The organism is Corynebacterium sp. MSK041 (assembly GCF_030232265.1).
Taxonomy (GTDB): domain Bacteria; phylum Actinomycetota; class Actinomycetes; order Mycobacteriales; family Mycobacteriaceae; genus Corynebacterium.
On sequence record NZ_JASPJK010000002.1, the window covers coordinates 218994 to 233860 of the forward strand.

At 60.4% G+C, this 14867-nt stretch carries 14 protein-coding genes and 1 tRNA gene; 7 read left to right on the forward strand and 8 right to left on the reverse strand.

Features of this window, described 5'->3' with window-relative positions:
• The first annotated feature begins 58 nt into the window (after positions 1–58).
• Entirely contained in the window at positions 59–1870 is a 1812-nt protein-coding gene (locus QP968_RS03385; protein WP_284855017.1) for a long-chain fatty-acid--CoA ligase, read from the forward strand.
• A gap of 22 nt (positions 1871–1892) precedes the next feature.
• Here the strand turns inward: QP968_RS03385 and thrB are convergent, their stop codons facing one another.
• The 4 genes from thrB to argS are packed head-to-tail and all read right to left on the reverse strand — an operon-like array spanning position 1893 to position 7346.
• Positions 1893–2822, reverse strand: a complete 930-nt coding sequence (gene thrB / locus QP968_RS03390) for a homoserine kinase (protein WP_284855018.1) — start codon at positions 2820–2822, stop codon at positions 1893–1895.
• A gap of 45 nt (positions 2823–2867) precedes the next feature.
• A complete protein-coding gene (locus QP968_RS03395; protein ID WP_284855019.1) occupies positions 2868–4220 on the reverse strand; it encodes a homoserine dehydrogenase in 1353 nt (450 codons plus the stop codon).
• 54 nt (positions 4221–4274) lie between these two features.
• Positions 4275–5621, reverse strand: a complete 1347-nt coding sequence (gene lysA, locus QP968_RS03400) for a diaminopimelate decarboxylase (protein ID WP_284855111.1) — start codon at positions 5619–5621, stop codon at positions 4275–4277.
• A 57-nt stretch (positions 5622–5678) separates the two neighbouring features.
• Positions 5679–7346 carry an arginine--tRNA ligase gene (gene argS, locus QP968_RS03405; RefSeq protein ID WP_284855020.1) on the reverse strand — a complete coding sequence of 556 codons (1668 nt, stop codon included), beginning with the start codon at positions 7344–7346 and terminating at the stop codon, positions 5679–5681.
• 160 nt (positions 7347–7506) lie between these two features.
• Here argS and QP968_RS03410 point away from each other — a divergent pair, with 160 nt between their 5' ends.
• The 4 genes from QP968_RS03410 to QP968_RS03425 all read left to right on the forward strand — a co-directional run bounded on the left by QP968_RS03410 (position 7507) and on the right by QP968_RS03425 (position 11559).
• A complete protein-coding gene (locus QP968_RS03410) occupies positions 7507–8292 on the forward strand; it encodes a (Fe-S)-binding protein (RefSeq protein ID WP_284855021.1) in 786 nt (261 codons plus the stop codon).
• A gap of 23 nt (positions 8293–8315) precedes the next feature.
• The gene (locus tag QP968_RS03415; RefSeq protein WP_502870906.1) at positions 8316–9821 is read left to right on the forward strand and encodes a LutB/LldF family L-lactate oxidation iron-sulfur protein; all 1506 of its coding nucleotides are present in this window, start codon (positions 8316–8318) and stop codon (positions 9819–9821) included.
• Positions 9821–10459 carry a LutC/YkgG family protein gene (locus QP968_RS03420; protein ID WP_284855023.1) on the forward strand — a complete coding sequence of 213 codons (639 nt, stop codon included), beginning with the start codon at positions 9821–9823 and terminating at the stop codon, positions 10457–10459. The genes QP968_RS03415 and QP968_RS03420 overlap by 1 nt, the downstream gene beginning before the upstream one ends.
• A gap of 401 nt (positions 10460–10860) precedes the next feature.
• The gene (locus QP968_RS03425; protein WP_284855024.1) at positions 10861–11559 is read left to right on the forward strand and encodes a CPBP family intramembrane glutamic endopeptidase; all 699 of its coding nucleotides are present in this window, start codon (positions 10861–10863) and stop codon (positions 11557–11559) included.
• Here the strand turns inward: QP968_RS03425 and QP968_RS03430 are convergent.
• Positions 11537–11965 (reverse strand): hypothetical protein, encoded by a 429-nt coding sequence (locus tag QP968_RS03430; RefSeq protein WP_284855025.1) that lies wholly within the window; start codon positions 11963–11965, stop codon positions 11537–11539. The genes QP968_RS03425 and QP968_RS03430 overlap by 23 nt on opposite strands.
• A 104-nt stretch (positions 11966–12069) precedes the next feature.
• On the opposite strand from QP968_RS03430, the gene QP968_RS03435 reads away from it, so the two are divergent.
• Entirely contained in the window at positions 12070–12684 is a 615-nt protein-coding gene (locus QP968_RS03435; RefSeq protein ID WP_284855026.1) for a hypothetical protein, read from the forward strand.
• A 53-nt stretch (positions 12685–12737) separates the two neighbouring features.
• On the opposite strand, the gene QP968_RS03440 is transcribed toward QP968_RS03435, so the two are convergent.
• A complete protein-coding gene (locus QP968_RS03440) occupies positions 12738–13328 on the reverse strand; it encodes a DUF2335 domain-containing protein (protein WP_284855027.1) in 591 nt (196 codons plus the stop codon).
• Between the two features lie 200 nt (positions 13329–13528).
• Positions 13529–13602 (reverse strand) — tRNA-Arg (locus QP968_RS03445).
• A gap of 197 nt (positions 13603–13799) precedes the next feature.
• Between QP968_RS03445 and QP968_RS03450 the strand changes: the two genes are divergently transcribed.
• Entirely contained in the window at positions 13800–14342 is a 543-nt protein-coding gene (locus tag QP968_RS03450; RefSeq protein ID WP_284855028.1) for a YceI family protein, read from the forward strand.
• Here QP968_RS03450 and QP968_RS03455 read toward each other — a convergent pair.
• Positions 14339–14824 (reverse strand): MarR family winged helix-turn-helix transcriptional regulator, encoded by a 486-nt coding sequence (locus QP968_RS03455; RefSeq protein ID WP_284855029.1) that lies wholly within the window; start codon positions 14822–14824, stop codon positions 14339–14341. The two genes, QP968_RS03450 and QP968_RS03455, sit on opposite strands and share 4 nt — an antisense overlap.
• Positions 14825–14867: the final 43 nt, after the last annotated feature.

Here is a 14867-nt window from a genome sequence, read left to right on the forward strand (position 1 = left end):
ACATTTCAACGGTGCGGTGGAATGCCCCGCGCAAAAGGGTCGCGCTAGAGTTGTGGGCATGCTCGCCACCATGCAGGAAGTGCCCTTTTCCGTCGGACGAATTTTAAGATACGGCTCCTCAGTGCACTCCACGACGAAGGTGACCACGTGGCGCACGGGCACCGCGGAGGAAACCACGTTCGGGGCTATCGGGTCCCGCGCCGCCGCGTTTGCTCACGCGCTCAATGACATTTTGGGGATTGACGGGGACCAGCGCGTGGGCACGTTCATGTACAACTGCGCGGAGCATTTGGAGGTGATGTTCTCCGTCGCCGCGAAAGGTTCGGTCTTCGTGCCTCTGAATATGCAGCTGCTGGAGGACCAGATCACCTACATCATCAACCACTCCGAGATGGAGGTTCTGGTTGCGGATCCACGCCTGACGCCAAAGCTCGCGCGTATTTTGCCGAAGTGCCCGAAGGTGCGGGTTGTCTGTTTCACTGGGACGAAACCCGTCGCGCCACTCGCGGAAGAGTTGCCGGATTCAATGTCCGTGCGCAGCTACGAGGCGCTTCTCGACGGGCAATCAACCCTCTACGATTGGCCCGAACTACCCGAAAACACCGCGGCAGCAATTTGCTATTCGACGGCTACGACGGGTGCCCCGAAGGGCGTGGCGTATTCCCACCGCTCTATCTGGCTGACCGCGATGAGCCTGCGGGCAACAGACTCGCTTGCCATTACTCACGGCGAGTCTTTCCTGTGCTGCATCCCGATCTACCACGTGCTCAGCTGGGGTGTGCCCTTCACCGCATTTCTGGCGGGCACCCCGCTGGTGCTGCCGGATTCGGATGTGTCTGCACCGACCTTGGCCAAGCTCATCGCTGGCACTCACCCGCGCGTGGCCCACGGTGTGCCCACCCTGTGGATTCAGCTCATGGTCTACTACCTGCACAACCCGCCGGAGCGTATGTCGCTCACGGAACTTTACGTCGGTGGCTCCCCTGCCCCACCAGCCCTGATCAAGGTGTGGGAGGAACGCTACGGTGTGGACGTGGTCCACGTCTGGGGAATGACGGAAACCTCCACCGTGGGCACAGTGGCCCGCCCGCCTTCAGGTGCTGGCGGTGAGCGCCGCTGGGCCTACCGCGTGTCCCAGGGACGGTTCGCGCCCTGGCTGGATTACCGCGTGGTCAATGATGGCCAGATCGTCTCCGGTTCTGACCGTAGCGATGGTGAGATCCAAGTTCGCGGCAACATGGTTGCTGCTGCTTACTACCACCCCACCAACGCGGAGACCCAGGAGTACGCCTCGGTCTTCCGCGGCAAAGAAGTCACAGAAGACGACGAGTTCTTCACTGCCGACGGCTGGCTCCGCACCGGCGATGTTGGCACGGTGACCTCCGACGGGTTTATGACGTTGTATGACCGCTCCCGCGATGTCATCCGTTCCGGCGGCGAGTGGATCTACTCCGCCCAGTTGGAAAACCTCATCATGGAAGCGGACGAGGTTGTTGAGTGCGCCGTCATCGGCTACCCGGACAAGAAGTGGGGTGAGCGCCCCCTGGCAGTCACGGTTCTGCATTCCGATGTCACACCGTCAATCGACCTAGCGAAGAAGCTCCGCCAGGACCTCCAGCAGGAGCTGCCCACGTGGATGGCGCCGGAGTACTGGACGTTCGTCGCCTCCATCGACAAAACCTCCGTGGGCAAATTCGACAAAATCGACCTGCGCGAACACCTAGCCAAGGACGAATTCGACATCATCGCTCTCCCCGGCCCCGGTACACGTCCAGACAATGAAACCGCGCCCGCAGCCGAAGCAGCGGACGCGGATGACACCGGCGAAGACACCATTCCGGTGCCCGACCCGGACCAGGACGACGACTAAGCCGACGTCGAAGGCCTAGCGTCTAAGAACGAAGCAGCTCCGCCGTCGCCGGCCCAGCGATGTCGAGCTCGAGCACACGGAGGCCATCCTCACGCGCGGATTCGAGGATCTTCGGGTCAATCGGCTCCGTGGACAGCACCATCGCGGTGGGTCCAGCACCGGACAAGAATGCGGCATAGCCACGGTTGCGCAGGCGGTTGACCCACTCAGCCGTGACCGGTAGAACGTCCGCACGGTACGGCTGGTGCAGGCGATCGCGGGTGCCCTCCCAGAGGAATTCTGGGTGGGTCTGAATTGCCACCGTCATCACGGCGGTGCGGGAGACGTTAAAGCGCGCGTCGGTATGCGTGACATGCGATGGTAGTACCTTGCGCACGGCGTTCGTCGACGCGTGGAAGTTAGGCACCAGCGCGGTGGCCTTGATGTCCGGGTGCACGGTCAAGGGCACAGCGCGGTAAACCGGCTGAGACACACCATCGACAGGGATGTCAGTCCAGGACACCACTGCCCCACCGACGACGCTGGCCGCAGCGTTATCCGGGTGGCCCTCGAAGGCAGAACTGAGCTGAATCACGTCATCGGTGCTCAGTGGGCTGCCTGCCAGGGTGTTGGCAGCGATGACGCCGGCAACAGCGGCGGAGGCGGAAGAACCCAGGCCGCGGGACTGCGGGATGTTATTGGTGCATGTCACCTTCAGTCCCGGTGCATGAGCATCAGCGGCGTGCAAGCCGGAGCTGATCGCCTTGACCACGAGGTGAGAGGCATCACGCGGCAGGTCATTGGCACCCTCGCCGAAAATCTCCACATCAAGGCCAGACGCCGTGACTTCCACTTCCACCGTGTCGTAGATACCTACGGCAAGACCGAGGGTGTCAAAGCCGGGGCCCAAGTTGGCGGTACTGCCAGGCACGGTGACGCGGGCGCGCAGGCCCACTTCAAGGTCAATGCTCACGAAAAGTCCTTCCGGTTAACGCGGCTGAGGAGTGCTCAGTGGGGCTTAAGAGTCGAGGCGGATCACAGAGTTGATCGCCTTGACCTCTTCAATCTCACGCAGCTCGTCAACGATGCCGGCGAGCTTGCGCTCTAGCGAGGAGTGGGTCACCACGATGAGTCGGGAATGCTCACCGGATTCTTCCTGGCGCACAGCGGAGATGGAAATATCCTGCGCGGCGAAGCGGCGGGAAATCTCAGCCAGCACGCCCGGGCGGTCAGCCACGGACATGTCAATGTGGTAGCGCGTCGGCACATCACCGAAATCAGCCACCGGGTAGTTCGCGTACGGGTTCTCAGCCGGAGCACGACCACCGTGGATCTTGTTGCGGGCTGCACCGACCAGGTCACCAAGCACAGCGGACGCGGTGGGAGCACCACCCGCGCCATTGCCGTAAAACATGAGACGGCCAGCGGCTTCCGCTTCCACGAAGACAGCGTTGTAAGACTTATCGACGCTCGCCAGCGGGTGCTCATTCGGCACCAACGTCGGGTGCACGCGAGCGGAGACGGAGGTGACCCCCGCGTCGTCGATAAGCCTCTCACAAATAGCGAGCAGCTTGATGGTGAAGCCAGCGGCCTTTGCTGCTTCGATGTCTTCGGCGGTGATGTTGGTGATGCCCTCAGCGTGAACATCGTCGTAGGTCACGCGGGTGTGGAAGCCCATAGAAGCGAGGATCGCAGCCTTGGATGCAGCATCGTGGCCCTCCACATCCGCGGTCGGGTCAGCTTCCGCGTAACCCAGGCGGGTCGCCTCAGCCAGCGCCTCGTCGTAGCCCATGCCGGTGGAAGCCATGGCGTCAAGGATGAAGTTGGTCGTGCCGTTCACAATGCCGGAGATTCGCTGCACCTGGTCACCAGCCAGGGAGCGACGCAGCATGCCCACGACGGGAATGGCTGCCGCAACGGCTGCCTCGTAGTAGAGGTCCACGCCGGCCTCATTCGCAGCATCCGACAGCTCATCCGCATGCGCAGCGATGAGGGCCTTGTTCGCGGTGACCACAGACTTGCCGGCCTTCAGTGCGGTGAGCACCAGCTCACGCGGGTAATCGATGCCACCGATGACCTCAACCACAACGTCAACATCGTCGCGGTCAATGAGTTCGCGGGCATTGTCCGTGACCGTGATATCCGGGAAGTTATCCAGCACCGGGCGCTTCTTGTTCAAGTCAGACACGGCCACGCCACGGACAGCAATCGGACCACCGATGCGGTTTTCCAGGTTGGCAGAGAAATCATTAATCAGACGCAAGACCTCTGTACCCACGGTGCCCATACCAAGCAGAGCAACTCCAACTGGTTGCCCAATGCCTTTGCCTGGGTAGTTTCCGTTCCTGCCTTCGGCGCTTAGCGCAGTCATGGTTCTCCTGTGTCGTTGAAACGATGGACTGGTGGACAGCAATGCCCTAAGAGTTTACAAAGACTCCCTAGCGAGTATGTCTTCTACTGTCTCTCGGCGCACCATGGGTGTCACGGTGCCTTCCTTCACACTGACTACGGCAGGGCGACCGAAGCAGTTGTAGTTGGAAGCCATGGAGTAGCAGTACGCTCCGGTCGCGGCGAGAGCGATCAGATCCCCCGGCGCAATATCGTCTGGCCAGAGGGCGTTATTGATCAGGATGTCGCCGGATTCGCAGTGGGAACCAACAAGGCGCGTCGCGTGAGGCACACCCTCAGTGAGACGATTGACCACTCGCGCGTCATACTCCGCACCGTACAAAGCGGTGCGAATATTATCGCTCATCCCACCGTCCACAGCGATGTATCGACGCGTTGCATCATCGGTCACATGGACGTCCTTGACGGTGCCCACGGAGTACACCGTGACGGCTGCCGGGCCCGCAATCGCGCGGCCGGGTTCCACGATGACGGTCGGCGGAGTGATGCCCAACTCCCCTGCCGCATCCTCAACGGCGCGCAGCAAATCCTTTGCTACAGCCTGCACGTCAAGCGGCTGCTCATCCACGGTGTAGGCAATGCCGTAGCCACCGCCGAGGTCGAGGTAATCTAGCTGCAAACCCAGCTCACGGTAGATCTTGGCGTACAGCCCCAGCACGCGAGATGCGGCCAGCTTGAAGCCCTCTGCGTCGAAGACCTGGGAGCCCACGTGGCAGTGCAGGCCAGTGAGCTTAAGGTTCGCAGCATTGTGGGCTGTCTGCACGGCACGGAAAGCCGAGCCGGACACCAGCGACAAGCCGAATTTCTGGTCCTCGTGGCTGGTGGCAATGAACTCGTGCGTGTGCGCTTCCACGCCGGGCTTCACGCGGATGAACACGTCCTGGGCAACGCCCTCCTCACCGGCGATACGGTCCAGGGTGTCCAGTTCCTGGTGGGAATCCACCCCCACGTGCCCCACACCACGGGTGACGCAGGTACGCAGGAAGGATTCGGACTTATTGTTGCCGTGTACGGTGATGCGCTCCGCGGGAAAATCCGCAGCCAGCGCGATGAGCAGCTCATTCTCACTAGCCACGTCGAGGGAGAGACCTTCCTCTTCCACCCAGCGGGCAATGCGCGTGGTCAAAAACGCTTTAGAGGCATAGTGGACGTTCTTCGGCTCGAGGTACGCCTGCGCCATGTCGCGGCAGCGGGAACGGAAGTCCTCCTCATCCACGACCATGACAGGAGTGCCGTATTCCGCGACGATGTCTGAAAGCTTGACACCCGCGATGGACACCGAACCGTCCTCCGCACGCTTGGCATTGCGTGGCCAGACGTGGGCAGGCAGGTCATTGAAGCAGCCAGCCTCTTGGTGGCGCATGCGCAGTAGGTCATCGCGGGACAGGTTCGCGGTGTTCAAAACGGGATCGAGCATGGCTTACATCCTTTCGGGCGCAGTGATGCCAAGCAACCCCAGGGCGTTGGCCAGAACCTGGCGGGACGCAGCTGCCAGGGCCAGGCGTGCAGAGTGGATCGGTTCCGGGTTCTCCCCCGCCTTGGGCAAGATCTGGCAGGCGTCGTAGAACTTGTGGAAGACGCTGGCCAGCTCCTCAGCGTAGCGCGCGATGCGGTGCGGCTCACGCAGCTCGGCGGCGGCCTTGACCACAGCCGGGAACTCGCCCAGCGTGCGGATGAGGTCGCCTTCCTTCTCATGCGTCAACAGAGACAGGTCCGCGCCTTCCGCGGACACGTTGGCCTCCGCAGCCTTGCGCCCAATGGACGCCAAGCGGGTGTGGCCGTACTGCACGTAGTACACCGGGTTGTCGTTGGACTGCTTCTCCCACAGATCCAGATCAATGTCCAGCGTCGAGTCCACCGAGGAGCGCACCAGCGAGTAGCGCGCCGCGTCGCGGCCGATGAGGTCCACTAGGTCGTCGAGAGTAATCACCGTGCCAGCGCGCTTGGACATCTTCATCGGCTTGCCGTCGCGCACGAGGTTGACCATCTGCCCGATGAGTACTTCCACGGCCTGCGGGTCGTAGCCGAGCGCCTGCGCCGCTGCGCGCAGACGCGCAATGTATCCGTGGTGGTCCGCACCCAGCATGTAAATCGCCAGCGTGTGTCCGCGATCAAACTTATCGGCCACGTAGGCAATGTCACCTGCGATATATGCGGCGTCACCATCAGACTTGATCACCACACGGTCCTTGTCATCCCCAAAGTCCGTGGAGCGCAGCCACCAGGCACCGTCAGATTCGTAGAGGTTGCCGTTGTCCTTCAAGGTTTGGATCGCGCGTTCAACGGCACCAGACTCAAACAGGGAGTTCTCGTGGAAGAACACATCAAAGTCCGTGCCAAACTCATGCAGCGAGGACTTGATCTGCTCAAACATCTTCTCCACGCCCTCAGCGCGGAAAGTTTCCTGCACGGTCTCAGCGTCGCCTTCCAGGGCATCAGGATGCTTAGCGACGATCTCCTGTGCAATCTCCTGAATATATTCCCCGCCGTAGCCGTCCTCCGGCGTCGGCTCACCCTTGGCTGCCGCCACCAGCGAACGCGCAAAACGGTCGATCTGGCCACCGTGATCGTTGAAGTAGTACTCGCGGGTCACCTCTGCACCGGAGAATTCCAGCACGCGGCCCAGCGAATCACCCACGGCTGCCCAACGGGTACCCCCCAGGTGGATGGGCCCCGTCGGGTTCGCGGAGACGAATTCCAAGTTGATCTTCTCTCCGCTGTAGAGGTCCGAGGCACCAAAGCGCTCCCCCTGCTCCAGGATGTTGGCCACGATGCCGCCGGTGGCCGCAGCGCCCAGGCGAAGGTTGATAAAGCCCGGGCCGGCGATCTCGGCGGAGTCGATGGCGGGGTTGGCCACGAGCCCGCTAACAAGCAATTGCGCGAGCTCACGCGGATTCATACCTGCCTTCTTGGCCACCTGCAAAGCGACGTTGGTGGCGTAATCCCCGTGCTCCGGATTACGTGGGCGCTCCACGGTGACGGTGGCAGGAACGATCGATTCTGGGGTGGCACCGTCCGGCAAGTCACGCCCTGCGAGCGCTTCCAGGGTGACGGTACGAACGGTAGTGGCAAGGTCAGCTGGGGTCATGGAGGCCAAGTTTAGAGGAGCTTCCCGGCGCGATACCAAGCGGGGCCGTCGGCTTTACGCGCATCCGCGCGCGATGAGGAGTAGCGTCGCGGTTATGGGGCGGATACCTGATTGCCGCCTTGATCCGGCTGGCCGAGATTGACCCAGAAAGGAGCCAGCAGTGCGTGTAGCGCTATTTAGTACGTGTATTGGTGATGCACTGTTTCCTGATGCACACAAGGCGGCAGCATTGGTGTTGTCGCGTCTTGGGTGTGAGGTGGTGTTTCCGCCCGAACAGACTTGCTGTGGGCAGATGCATATCAACACCGGTTACCAGCGAGAGACAGTGCCAATAATTAAGAACTACGTGGATGCTTTCGCGGATGACTCTATTGATTACGTGGTCACCCCGTCTGGCTCCTGTACGGGCGCGGTGCGTGAGCAGCACACGCGTATCGCAGAACGCTACGGCACTCCGGCGCTCGTTGATGGGACGAAGAAAACCACGAAGAAGACACTTGATCTTTCAGAGTTCATCGTCGATGTCATGGGCACTACCGACGTGGGGGCATTCTTCCCCCACCGTGTGACGTATCACTCCACGTGCCACTCCCGCCGCTTTATCAAGGTCGGCGACCGCCCCACGGATCTGCTCAAGGCCGTGGATGGTTTGGAGCTCGTCGAGCTGGAGAACGTCGAGGAGTGCTGTGGTTTTGGTGGCACTTTCGCATTGAAGAATTCCGATGTCTCGGCCGCAATGGTCTCCGATAAAGTGCGCCATATCAAAGACACACAGGCGGAGTACGTCACCGCGGGTGATTCCTCTTGCCTGATGAACATCGGTGGCGCCATGTCCCGCCAGCACACCGGTATCCGCGCCATCCACATCGCGGAGATCCTCGCTTCTACCCGCGAGCACCCGTGGACACCGGAATCCGCTGCGTACACGAAGGAGAAGATGCTGTGAAGGTCGGATTAGGCACCCCCACGATGCCACCGCACGCACCGCGTGATCTGGGGCATTTTCGCGAGCATGACAAATTTCCCAAGAATGCCAAGACGGAGCTGAACAACTCCACTCAGCGCCACAATCTCAACTACGCCACCACCCAGATTCGTCTCAAGCGCCAGGGTGTTGTGAACGAACTCGACGACTGGCAAGCATTGCGCGAGGCTGGTTCCACCATCAAGCGCGATACCCTCGCTCGCCTGCCGGAGCTGCTGGAGCAGTTCGAGGAGAACGTGACCAAGCGTGGTGGCCATGTCCACTGGGCACGCGATGCCAAAGAGGCATCCCAGATTGTCACGGACCTCATCAAGAAGACGGGTGAAACCGATGTTGTGAAGATCAAGTCCATGGCCACCCAGGAGATCGCGCTTAATGACGTCCTGGAGGCCAACGGCATCCACGCCCGCGAAACCGACCTGGCTGAGCTCATCGTGCAGCTGGGTGACGATTTCCCGTCTCACATCGTCGTCCCCGCCATCCACCGCAACCGGGCGGAGATCCGCGATATCTTCACCGCGAACATGCCCGGCGCACCCGCGGACCTCACCTCCGAACCCGCCGCGCTGGCGGAGGCCTCCCGCTCCTTCCTGCGTGAGCAGTTCATGAAGGCCAAGGTGGCTATCTCCGGCTGCAACTTCGGTATCGCAGAGACTGGTTCCGTCTCCATCGTGGAGTCCGAAGGCAACGGCCGCATGTGCCTAACGCTGCCGGAGACCCTCATCACCGTCATGGGTATTGAGAAGATCCTGCCTAAGTACGAGGATCTCGGGGTGTTTATGCAGCTTCTCCCGCGGTCGTCGACAGGCGAACGCATGAACCCCTACACCTCCATCTGGTCCGGTGTGACGGAGAATGATGGCCCGCAGGACTTCCACATCGTGCTGGTGGACAACGGCCGTACCGCTGCCCTGTCCAATGAGATTGGCCGCGAGGCACTCAAGTGCATCCGCTGTTCTGCCTGCCTGAACGTCTGCCCGGTCTACGAGCGCGCCGGCGGCCACGCTTATGGTTCGGTCTACCCCGGCCCGATCGGTGCGATCCTCACCCCGCAGCTCGCCGGCATGGACTCCGCTGATGACGTCACCGCGTCCCTCCCCTACGCCTCCTCACTGTGTGGCCGGTGCGATGAAGTCTGCCCCGTCAAGATTCCTATTACAGACGTCCTGTTAGAGATGCGCCACCAGAAGGTGGAAAACCACCGCCCGCCGATCGAGGGCGCCATGTTTGCCACCATTGCCCAGGTGTGGGGCCACAGCGCGCTGTGGGACAAGGCTGTGCGCATGGTCGCCGTTGGCCGTGTACTCGGTGGATTCAACGGTGTCATCGACAAGATGCCACCACCAGTCTCCGCCTGGACGAATTACCGCGACGTTGCCGTGCCACCCAAGAAGTCCTTCCGTCAATGGTTCGCATCGGACGAAGCGCAGCAATTGCTTGCCGACGCCCGCGCTGAAGGCATCCCCGCCCACCAGGAGGAGGAACACTAATGGCTACCGCTAAAGAGGAAATCCTCACCCGCATCCGCAACGCCCACCAGCTGGCTCACTCCCCCGCCAGCGTTGAGCCTGTCCGGGAATACCGCACCGAGACACCACTTAACCGTGATGAACTGCGGGACATGCTCGTGGACCGCCTCGTGGACTACAAAGCCACGGTCAAAAAAGTCAGCTCCGCCGAGCTCCCAGAGGCGATCGCTTCTGTTCTCCAGGAGCACAACGCTAAAGAGGTCCGCTACGCCCAAGGCTTGGACAGTGACCTTTTCGCTTCCTTCAGTGGCAACGCCCAACCCGACGACGTCACCGTCGATCCGCGAACGCTCAATGATGTCGACGCCGTGGTCACCAGCTCCGTCGTCTCCTCTGCCCAAACCGGCACCATCTGCCTCCAATCCGAGGCCGGTGCCGGCAAGTGCGGCCGCCGTGCCCTGAGCCTGGTCCCCGACCGCCACCTGTGCATCGTGCACATGGATTCCGTGGTCTACGGCGTGCCAGAGATGTTTGCCAAACTGGACCCGGAACTGCCCACCACGCTCATCTCCGGGCCATCGGCCACCTCCGACATCGAGCTCGTCCGCGTCGAGGGTGTGCATGGTCCGCGTGATCTGATCGTGTTCGTGGTGGACTAAACGCTGTGGACTGACGCGGCAAAGCCTCCGGCCCTTAAGCCCCCGCACGCTCGCCCCTGTGTAAAAAATTACATTGCGACGGTAACTACCCAACGGCAGAAATCCTCTACCTGGCACTTCGGCTGAGCCAGTTTTTCGCCATGTAAACCTTTACAATCACGTGACGAAAAAAGACGGGTTAGGTAGGGCGAGTTGAGGAAATACAGATCGGCCCGCACCTTCCATGTGGAGGGGTGCGGGCCGATCTGCTGTCATTTTCCCGTGCCGCGCTTCTCACGCGCGCACCATTAACTATGGGGCATGAACCATGTAGAGCAATGATGAACAGGTGCCGGTTCCATCAGGGTTGTCTCCATGTTTCCTGGGAGCCGGAAAATCCCGTAGACGTTAGACTCAGCACAATGAACACACCCCCTGCAAGTACCGACGCGCGCACCGATCCACTCAGCATTCGTCCGCAGCTCAAAGACATGCTCGTGGGCATCGCCGCGATTCTGGCTGTTTATGTGCTGCTGATCGGTTCCGCATTTGGCCTCAAGGATGTGGGCGGCGGCACCAGCATCAAGGTCCTCATGCCGGTGCTGATCGTGCTCTCCCTTGTCATCCCCGCCATCGCATTAGTCACCTACCTCAAGCGCCGTGGTCTTCCCCTCGGGTTCCGTCCGCTGGGCGCACGGGGTTGGCACCTGGTGTGGCAGGTCCCCGCGGCGATTGTGGGGGCGACGGTGTGTACGTCGATCGTCGGCACGCTTTTTGGCATGGCACCGGGTGAACGGTCAGACACATATGGCGAGGGCACCGCGCTCGTTCTATTCACTCTGGGTGCATATCTGCTCATCGGCCCATTCCTGGAAGAGGTTGTCTTCCGCCGCCTCATCATGGGCTACCTGGACCGCCTCATGCCCGCGGCTGCCAGCGTGCTGCTCTCCTCACTTGTGTTCGGGCTCGCGCATATCGCGCCGGCTGCGATCATTTACACGTTCTTCGCTGGCCTTTCCTTCGCCCTGGTCACCCGGTGGCACCGCTCACTGTGGGCCGGCTTCATCCTGCATATGTGCACTAACGTGCTGGTGCAGATCATTGCGATGGCGGGACTCTAACCGCGTTTTTGCTGGCCAACGCCATAAGAAAAGCAACGGCCACGACGATGAGCCCCAGCGGGATCAAGAAGATAAAGAGGTTAATAATCGGCAGCGCCTGACCCGCCTGCACCTCTTCCCACGAGGCAAGCGCCGTCGAACCGAACCCGATAAACAACATCGCGCTGCCCACCAAGGCCGTAACCAAAACACCGGTGCCCACCGGCTCCCTGCGCGAGACCACGAAAAGGTACGTATCCAGGAAACCGACCCACACGGTGGCCAGCGTCGCTCCCATCGCCATAGTCACCGCACTGATCGCCGACCAGTACTCCGGATCACCAATAACGCTGTTGAGCAACACCGTCAGCACCGGAATGCCTATCGCACCGGCGAGCAAGGTTCCAAGAATCGCTTGAGGTTTCATGGGCAAAAGCCTAGCTGCATCCTTCTGTTCGCTCGTTTAGATAACGAGACACAACTCACATTCCCCGTTACCCTCGTGGGCAAAGCCCAAATCTGGAGAGAATCATGAAACCAGCTCCCTTTGCAGCCACGATCACCGTTCTTTTCACCTCCGCCACCCTGCTGAGCTCATGCACCCTAGGAGCTTTCGACGGTTCCTCTAGCCCCGCCGAATCAGACAGCGCCCAGGCTTCGGAGGACACATCCAAGTCCGACACCAAGGGCACACAGCGCGCCAAAGAAGGCCGAATCTCCATCGAACTTCCCGACGGCTGGACCAAGAACCCCGACTTCAAGCCCACCATGAACGGGTTCACCACATCATGGGCCAATGACCTGGACAACCCCACGGACATCGCCCGTATGAGCTCCAACCAAGGACAGGGTCCCACCGCCATGGCAAACATGGGCCACTTCGAGGCGAACGCCCTGTTCAGCACCACACACGGCACCGACTTCGAACTCGGTGAATCCCGTGACCTCAAGATCAAAAACGCCGACGAAGCCAAACTGACCACCTGGACAACCAACGGCTCCAAAGGCGAGACCGTCAAAGACGCATGGGTATTCGTCTCCTCCGGCACCGGCGGCGCCGCCGGCCTCGAGATCACGGCCACCACATTGTCCGATAAGGAGATCGAGGAGATCATCGACTCAGTCGAATTCAACCCGGACGAATAAGTCCGTAAAAAGACCAGATCCCTTCGCATCAGGGATGCCCGGACCCAACCGGGTTAGTCGATCTTGTCATCCTCTTCTTTACGGACGGTTCTAACGAACTTGCCAAGAAACTGCATTACAGGAGGCGCTAGGAATAATCCAGCGAGCAATTCCGAACCACCGCCGAAGTAAACAAGTAATGAAGCCCCGACAGACGCGACAAACATTCCAAAGCTCAGATATTGGCCACGCTTCAGTGCGTCTACATCGCCCTTAGCAAGCCATTCCTTCTCACGGTTTGACGCCGCAATACTTTGCTCCGCCATTTGCATCGCACGGTCAGCGAAAGTCGGATCAACCTGGTTATAGGCTTCGAGAGTATCTGGCGATGGTGCTGGAGCGGCCCACATGTACGAACTAGCTACTACTTGCCGTTTTAGTTCGCTAACAAACTCAGCATCGATTACTTCGTCGAGAGAGCTTTCTGGATACTGTCGTCCAGCGCGCTGAATGTCGTTTTCCAACCGTTGTAAATGGTCAGCCGGGGATCGTTCCCCTCCATGCGCGCTTTCGTCCGCAGCGGACGCGGATTGGTCTCCATCAGGTCCACTCCCCGGCGACGTGCTCGAACCGTGGCGTTCCTCATCTTGAGAGTCATAGCCCATGCACCTTCTTCCTTTCGGTAGCCAGATCCGCTGGATGTTGTTTCCTTGTGCCATTCAACCACAAAATCAGTTCCTTCATTACAGCACATCCGACTGACCTAAAAACCACAACCGGCGCCTTGGAAAATAAAAACCATGACGCCGGTTTGTCAACGATGTCGCAACTCATAGTGTCAACTATGACGCGACTCATGACAACGCGTCCCCGACAGGATTCGAACCTGCGACCTTCGGTACCGGAAACCGATGCTCTAATCCACTGAGCTACGGAGACAGTCAAACTGTGCAGCGTACCGCACATGCTGTGACAGCGCTCCCTAATCTAGCACTCCCCTATTGGCACCTGACAAACCGGCCCGCTGAAGAAAATTCACAAATATTGTTGACATGTCACCGTCTTGCTCTTACTATTGAAAACAGCCCCGTTGGGGACACGTCAACATCTTTAGGAAAATGATTTAAGGAGTCACCATGACCAACACTCTGACCGGTACCTACGACCTTGACACCACCCACTCCACCGTTGGATTCACCGTGCGCCACGCCATGGTGACCAAGGTCCGCGGTAACTTCAACGACTTCCAGGCAACCCTGACCGTGAACCAGGAGAACCCGGCAAAGAGCAAGGTGGAGGCGACGGTGGAGACGGGTTCCGTCGATACGCGTAACGCTGACCGTGATGCACACCTGCGCAACGAGGACTTCTTCGACACCGACAACCACCCGCAGATGACCTTTGTGTCCACCGCGTTCGACGTCGACGCATCCGGCAACGGCACCGTCACCGGTGACCTGACCATTAAGGGCACGACCAAGTCCGTCACCCTAGACGTGGAGACCTTCGGCACGGAGGTTGACCCTTACGGCAACACTCGCGTTGGTTTTGAGGCACGCACCACCATTAACCGCAAGGACTTCGGCATCGACTTCGAGGCACCGCTGAACTCCGGCGGCGCACTGGTTGGTGAGAAGATCGCCATCGAGATCGACGGCTCCGGCATCAAGCGCGCTTAGTTAGCGGTGGGGGCATCCGCATCGTCATTGGCGTCAACAGCCAGGATGCCCTCAAAGAACCGTGAGATCGCGGGAATATCGGCGGGGGCCAAGTGGTCAAAGACCGCGCGGCGCACCGTCTCAACATGGTCAGGCGCAGCCTGCTCCAGGTGAGTCATCCCCCTATCGGTGAGGCACACCATCACGCCCCGGGCATCGCCCGGGCTTTTTTCTTTGGACACCAAACCGCGGCGCTCCATGCGCGTGATCTGGTGGGACGTGCGGGACCGGTCCCAGCCAAGCTCCGCGCAGACTTCACGCAGGCGCAAGCGCCGGTCCTCGGCTTCGGACAACGTAACCAACACTGCAAATTCCGGGCTGGAGAGATCCGCGCTTTCATTCAATGCGGTATCCACTACCTGGTCGAGTGTGCGGCCGGCTGCCAGAAGCAACCGCCAGAACGCCTGCTCTTCATCGCTGAGCCAGCGGGGTTCGGCTGTCATACTGGCCTAGACTAGCCAACCCTCAGATCGCCGCGCGAATCCA

Coding starts and splice junctions, on each gene's coding strand:
- lysA (WP_284855111.1), bottom strand. CDS start 5,621: ATGCGCCACCAAGAGGCTGGCTGCTTCAATGACCTGCCTGCCCACGTC.
- QP968_RS03430 (WP_284855025.1), bottom strand. CDS start 11,965: ATGAAACCTCAAGCGATTCTTGGAACCTTGCTCGCCGGTGCGATAGGC.
- QP968_RS03440 (WP_284855027.1), bottom strand. CDS start 13,328: ATGGGCTATGACTCTCAAGATGAGGAACGCCACGGTTCGAGCACGTCG.
- QP968_RS03385 (WP_284855017.1), top strand. CDS start 59: ATGCTCGCCACCATGCAGGAAGTGCCCTTTTCCGTCGGACGAATTTTA.
- QP968_RS03420 (WP_284855023.1), top strand. CDS start 9,821: ATGGCTACCGCTAAAGAGGAAATCCTCACCCGCATCCGCAACGCCCAC.
- QP968_RS03415 (WP_502870906.1), top strand. CDS start 8,316: ATGCCACCGCACGCACCGCGTGATCTGGGGCATTTTCGCGAGCATGAC.
- argS (WP_284855020.1), bottom strand. CDS start 7,346: ATGACCCCAGCTGACCTTGCCACTACCGTTCGTACCGTCACCCTGGAA.
- QP968_RS03425 (WP_284855024.1), top strand. CDS start 10,861: ATGAACACACCCCCTGCAAGTACCGACGCGCGCACCGATCCACTCAGC.
- QP968_RS03435 (WP_284855026.1), top strand. CDS start 12,070: ATGAAACCAGCTCCCTTTGCAGCCACGATCACCGTTCTTTTCACCTCC.
- QP968_RS03455 (WP_284855029.1), bottom strand. CDS start 14,824: ATGACAGCCGAACCCCGCTGGCTCAGCGATGAAGAGCAGGCGTTCTGG.
- QP968_RS03395 (WP_284855019.1), bottom strand. CDS start 4,220: ATGACTGCGCTAAGCGCCGAAGGCAGGAACGGAAACTACCCAGGCAAA.
- QP968_RS03450 (WP_284855028.1), top strand. CDS start 13,800: ATGACCAACACTCTGACCGGTACCTACGACCTTGACACCACCCACTCC.